General features: G+C 55.9%; 6 protein-coding genes and 1 pseudogene. 5 read left to right on the top strand and 2 right to left on the bottom strand.

The window, feature by feature from the left end; translation table 11 throughout:
* Nucleotides 1-301: transposase (locus J7S20_RS16255; protein ID WP_284055299.1), on the top strand; the 301-nt coding region annotated here is incomplete at its 5' end.
* Nucleotides 302-320: 19 nt separating this feature from the next.
* Here J7S20_RS16255 and J7S20_RS16385 read toward each other — a convergent pair.
* Together J7S20_RS16385 and J7S20_RS16380 are read right to left on the bottom strand one after the other, a co-directional pair.
* Nucleotides 321-446, bottom strand: a pseudogene (locus J7S20_RS16385) (IS1595 family transposase); the annotation flags it as partial.
* Nucleotides 406-621, bottom strand: coding sequence for a transposase (locus J7S20_RS16380; protein WP_430980963.1), 216 nt, complete (start codon nucleotides 619-621; stop codon nucleotides 406-408). The pseudogene J7S20_RS16385 and the gene J7S20_RS16380, both read right to left, overlap by 41 nt.
* Nucleotides 622-735: 114 nt before the next feature.
* Here J7S20_RS16380 and J7S20_RS16245 point away from each other — a divergent pair.
* The 4 genes from J7S20_RS16245 to J7S20_RS16230 form a co-directional block, all read left to right on the top strand.
* Nucleotides 736-1,886 (top strand): IS3 family transposase gene (locus tag J7S20_RS16245; protein ID WP_284055297.1). Its coding sequence is split into 2 segments (ribosomal slippage): nucleotides 736-988 and nucleotides 988-1,886, totalling 1,152 coding nucleotides; the frame shifts between segments, so codons are not numbered across the junction.
* Nucleotides 1,887-2,178: 292 nt separating this feature from the next.
* Nucleotides 2,179-3,363, top strand: coding sequence for a hypothetical protein (locus J7S20_RS16240; RefSeq protein ID WP_284055296.1), 1,185 nt, complete (start codon nucleotides 2,179-2,181; stop codon nucleotides 3,361-3,363).
* A 112-nt stretch (nucleotides 3,364-3,475) separates the two neighbouring features.
* Nucleotides 3,476-4,723, top strand: coding sequence for a lipopolysaccharide biosynthesis protein (locus J7S20_RS16235; RefSeq protein ID WP_284055295.1), 1,248 nt, complete (start codon nucleotides 3,476-3,478; stop codon nucleotides 4,721-4,723).
* 114 nt (nucleotides 4,724-4,837) lie between these two features.
* Nucleotides 4,838-5,072 (top strand): transposase (locus tag J7S20_RS16230; protein WP_041558467.1); only part of this gene is annotated, 235 nt, incomplete at its 3' end.

The raw sequence follows: 5,072 nt of genomic DNA, 5'->3' as shown, positions 1-5,072 counted from the left end.
TGGCCAGGTCGCCGACTGCCGCGCGGCCGATATGCTGCTCGATGATCTCATGCCACGCACCATCGTGCTCGCCGACAAAGCCTATGACAGCAACGCGATCCGCGACCTGATCGAGCGCCGGGGCGCCGTCCCGAACATCCTGTCCAAAACCAACCGCCGATGGAAAAGCTGCTTCTCCAAGACGCTCTATAAGGGCCGCAACGCCGTCGAGCGCATGTTCTGCCGCCTCAAGGACTATCGCCGCATCGCCACCCGATACGACAAACTCGCCACCAACTTCCTCGCCGCAGCCGTCACATAGTGGTTATGAGTCCCGACCCTAGCTCTTTGCCAGAAACGCCATAGCGCGTCGTCGTGAATAAGTGGATCGCGTAGAACCATAGCTGCAACTGGGTGCGCGTCTGTTCAAACGGTGCGCCTAAGGTCGGGTGCAGGTGATGTCCGCACCATTGGTAGGAATAAGCGCGCTCCACCCCTGATCCGATACCAGTTGGACGGGCGCTCGCACGAATGGCACTCGAAGCCCTGACCGAACCGAACATCGAAAAGATGCTGAAGGCAGGTTTCGTCGTCAGGAAACTGGCGAAAGAACTGCGCGGTGGTGAGGAACTCCTTGCTCAGAGCCCGTTATATATGCCATCCGATTACGTATTCAACGGGGATAGACGCTGTGACGTGCTCCCCTGAAATGTGACCGGTGTTTGGTAGAGTCCGACGCGAAGGAGTCGGACGATAATGAAGCGAAGCAGGTTCAGCGAAGAGCAGATCATCGCGGTTTTGAAGGAGCAGGAGGCTGGGATGCCGACGGCGGAGGTGTGCCGCCGTCACGGGATCAGCTCAGCCACGTTCTACAAATGGAAGTCGAAGTTCGGCGGGCTGGAGGTCTCCGATGCCCGGCGGCTGCGGACGCTCGAGCAGGAGAACAGCCGGCTGAAGAAGCTGCTGGCCGAGGCGATGCTCGACAACGTGGTGCTGAAGGATCTGGCATCAAAAAAATGGTAACGCCCGGCGCGAAGCGGGAAGCCGTCGCCCATGCCCGTGAGCAGCACGGGCTGAGCGAGCGTCGGGCGTGCAGTCTGGTCGGCGTGAGCCGCAGGGTGATCCGTTACGAGCCGACGAGGCCGGATGACGAGGCGCTGCGGCAACGGTTGCGCGAGCTGGCGGCAGAACGTCGTCGGTTCGGCTATCGCCGCCTGGGCTACCTGCTGGCGCGGGAAGGCATGACGCCCAACCACAAGAAGCTACTGCGCATCTACCGCGAGGAAGGGTTGCGGGTGCGCCGCCGCGGCGGTCGCAAACGGGCACTGGGCACGCGCAGGCCAATGGTTCTGCCGGATGGTCCAAACCAGCGGTGGTCGCTCGACTTCGTCTCCGACAGCCTCGTGTGCGGTCGCCGGTTCCGCATCCTGTGCGTGGTCGACGACTTCTCGCGGGAGTGCCTGGCGCTGGTGGCCGACACGTCGCTGTCAGGCGCACGGGTGGCACGGGAACTGACCGGCCTGATCGGCCTGCGTGGCAAGCCGCATACGGTGGTCAGCGACAATGGCACCGAACTGACCTCGTCAGCCATCCTGCGCTGGTCGCAGGAGCGGCGGGTCGAGTGGCATTACATCGCACCGGGCAAGCCGATGCAGAACGGCTTCGTGGAGAGCTTCAACGGCCGTCTGCGCGACGAATGCCTCAATGAGACCCTGTTCACCTCGCTGGCCCATGCCCGGTTCGTGCTGGCTGCCTGGCGGCACGACTACAACACGGTCAGGCCACACTCGAAACTGGGCGGGAAGACCCCCGCCGAGATCGCCGGCGAACGTGTCTGGGGGCATGCCCCCAGACACGTTGCCATCCCATCAAACATCAATCATGAAGGAGCGAGACTCTACCTCTGAATGGTAACAATCAGGGGAGCACGTCAGCTGTCATTTCGGCGCTATCGCGCAAGCGCCGGCTTCGATATAAACCTTGGAGCTTCGTAGCCATTGCCGGCAGGCATAGCGGCCATGCGGATATCGAACAGGAAAGTCAGTAGTGATTATATTCTATCTCACATTTCAGTTCGCAATATTTGAGTATTCAAGGCGTCGTTATGGAGTTCTGCCTACGCCAACGATTTATTTAGGTTTTCTGTTTTTGTGCCAAATCGTTCTTTGGCTAATGACGCATGACTATTTATACTACTCGATGGCAGACTATTGGTCTACCGGTGCATATAGTAGGCATTATGGAAAAGTATCCATTTCTTTTTTTATACTGAGCATATTTTATTTTTTTGCAATTTTAGGATTGCCAAGGGTTTCGTTGAAAAATGCTTTTTCAAAAGCTGTCGATTTCAAAATTTCAGATTCGATTCTTTTCTTCGCGGCGGCTATTTCTCTGTTACAATTAATTATACATTTTTCATTTACCAGATGGGATTTGGTGTGGAGTAATACGGAATACCAAGCGATGGCTTTGCCAGTTCACTTGATAATACAAAATTCAATCATTGAATTCGTTTCTTCATTGTCACGGGTTATCGGGGTCATATGTGCGGTATTCGGAATTTACTCGCTAAGGCAATCAAAGAAGGTTTTAGCATTTGTATTTCTTGCAATATTTTTTTGGTATACTTTATATCAGCTTGCCTCGCACTCGAGAGAGGCAACTTTTCTTTTGGGAATTTTATCTATTTCGATTTACATTTATTTTCCCAAGCAACGAATAATCAGCATTTTATTTGCTCTGCTGGCCGTGTTTTCGCTATTCACCGCCCTATCTGGACGCTCGTCGGGGCACCATGGATTTTCGTCCGTGGTCGAACTTCCTGGCTTGTTCTACGACGCGGTGCGATCACCGGAAGGAGCCGAATTTGCCTTAATGAACTTTTTTGAGGGTGTGTATACTTTCTCAGAGCATTTTGCGGCGAAGGTTGAATATCCAACGATTTACAAGCTTGTTTGTTTGTCCCCATTTCCCGGATTTATCGACCATTGGCCACGCATTCGCGATCTTTATCAGGATAAGCTGTATCTGGTCGTTCCTCGTTCCGCATTAGACGAGGTGCTGCAGTTCGGCTGGATTTACGTCGTCTGCTATTTCTCCGTTCAGGCCGTCGCGATCCGCGTTTCGCTTCGCGCGATTGCTCGAAGCCCGGGTGCGTTGTCGTTGATGCTAAACGCGATCGTTTTCGTCGCGCTCTTCGCTCAAACCACCTATGGCGTCCGACTGGTGTTCCGCTTCTTCATCATCGCGATTGTCGGCGGTTACGCTATCCTGATCTTTTCGCAGCGCCGTGGGCAAGGGCGGAATGCGAACAAGGCGATTGCAAATCAAGTCCGAGGCCAACGGACGATGGCACGTCCTGTCCCGGTAGTTCGGGAAGCCTGATTTGAGTGTCCCATTTTTGGGCCGCCTGGCCAGCAAATATCGTCAGAGTGTCGTCGCGCGGCGACTTTCAGCGGGCGTGGGCGCCGCCCTTTATGGGCGTGTTTGCACATTTTTGACGCAACTGATCGCGATCCCGCTTCTTACCCGGCATTGGGGCGCTGAGGGGTATGGCATCTGGCTGATGTTGACGACGATACCCTTCTATCTGTCGATGAGCGATTTCGGACTTGGCACCGCGGCCGGCGTCGAAATCATGAGGTTTCTTAAAGAGGGCGACCTGGGATCCGCCCGCAGCGCGTTCCAGAGCGTCTGGGTGTTGTTGACGGCAACGATCGGCACGATCCTTTTCATCGCCCTGATCGCAGCTTCAATGCTCATCCTTCTGACGCCTTATAGCGGCGATCCCTGGGGGCGGCACGAAATCGCGAAGGCGGTCGTGCTGATGATCATCTATTCCTTTGGCATTGTGCAAATGAGCATCGTCTATGTCGTCTATCGAGCGACGCATCGCTATGCGCTCGGGACGGTCCTGCTCATGTCGATGTTTCCGCTTGAAGGGGCCTGCCTGTTGATCACGGTGCTTCTGGGCGGGGGGCTGAATGACGTCTTGATCGGCTACATCATTCTGCGAGCACTGGGGGCGGTCGCTTACAATTACGTCATCTATCGACGGGAACGCTGGTTCGCGGTTGGTTGGGATTCAGCGCGACTGTCCGTGATCCGTTCGCTCGCGGGTCCGTCAACGGCCGTGCTGAGTTTGAACGGCAGCAATATCATGGTTCTGCAACTGCTGCTCGTGACGTTGGGTGCGTTTGCCGGCCCGGCCACGGTCGCAGTCTTCGGAAGCGTTCGTTTCCTGGCGCGCATCCCGTTCCAGTTTTTCAGCATGTTCGAACGAGCAAGCGTGCCGGAATTCACGCATGCCGAGCTCCACGAACGGTGGGGCCTGATGCGTAAGATGGTTCGGATGAACGTGACCCTTGGATTACTGGCGTCGTTACCCGTTGCGATCATCCTGACTTTTTTCGGTCAAACGCTGCTCGGCGCGATATCTCACAGCCTGCATGCATCGCAGACTTTATTCTTCTGGCTGGGTATGACGACGGTTTTTCTGGTCACCTGGACGGGACTGGCGACGCCGCTGTTCGCGACCAACCAGGCGCACCGATACGCCTATTACTTTCTGGCCATTGCGTTGCTGGTTGTCTTGGGCCCGATGCTTCGTAACCTGCTCCATATTCCGATGGAGCCAGGCACGTTTTCAGCCATGATGCTGGCGCTCGGCCATATGGCGATGATCGTGATCCTCTGGTTTCAGCTTTCCGGGGCGCCTTGGTTTCGACGAAAGGAAATGGCCTGATCTAGGGTCAGGACCCATAAGTGAGGTTCAGTTTGCGGCTCGGATGTGATTCAAGTGAGTAGCCCCTAGATTTCTGGACGCCTTCTATCCTAATTTTGAGGACAGGAGACGACGATGGGGAAGCCCAATTTCAGCGATGAGTTCAAGCGTGATGCGGTGGCCCAGATCACCGAGCGCGGGTATCCGGTGGCGGAGGTTTCCGAGCGGCTCGGCGTCAGTCAGCATTCGCTGTACGCATGGAAGCGGCAACTGGCGAAGGTGGTGTCTGGCGATGCCAGCAAGGATGCTGAGATCCGCCAGTTGAAGCGCGAGCTGGCCCGGGTGACCGAGGAGCGCGATATACTAAAAA

It is taken from the genome of Stakelama marina (assembly GCF_018122655.1).
GTDB classification, from domain to species: domain Bacteria; phylum Pseudomonadota; class Alphaproteobacteria; order Sphingomonadales; family Sphingomonadaceae; genus Sphingomonas; species Sphingomonas marina.
The sequence above is the reverse complement of the archived record's forward strand: the minus strand, read 5'-3'. Positions and strand labels throughout refer to the sequence as shown.

Coding starts and splice junctions, on each gene's coding strand:
- J7S20_RS16240 (WP_284055296.1), top strand. CDS start 2,179: ATGGCAGACTATTGGTCTACCGGTGCATATAGTAGGCATTATGGAAAA.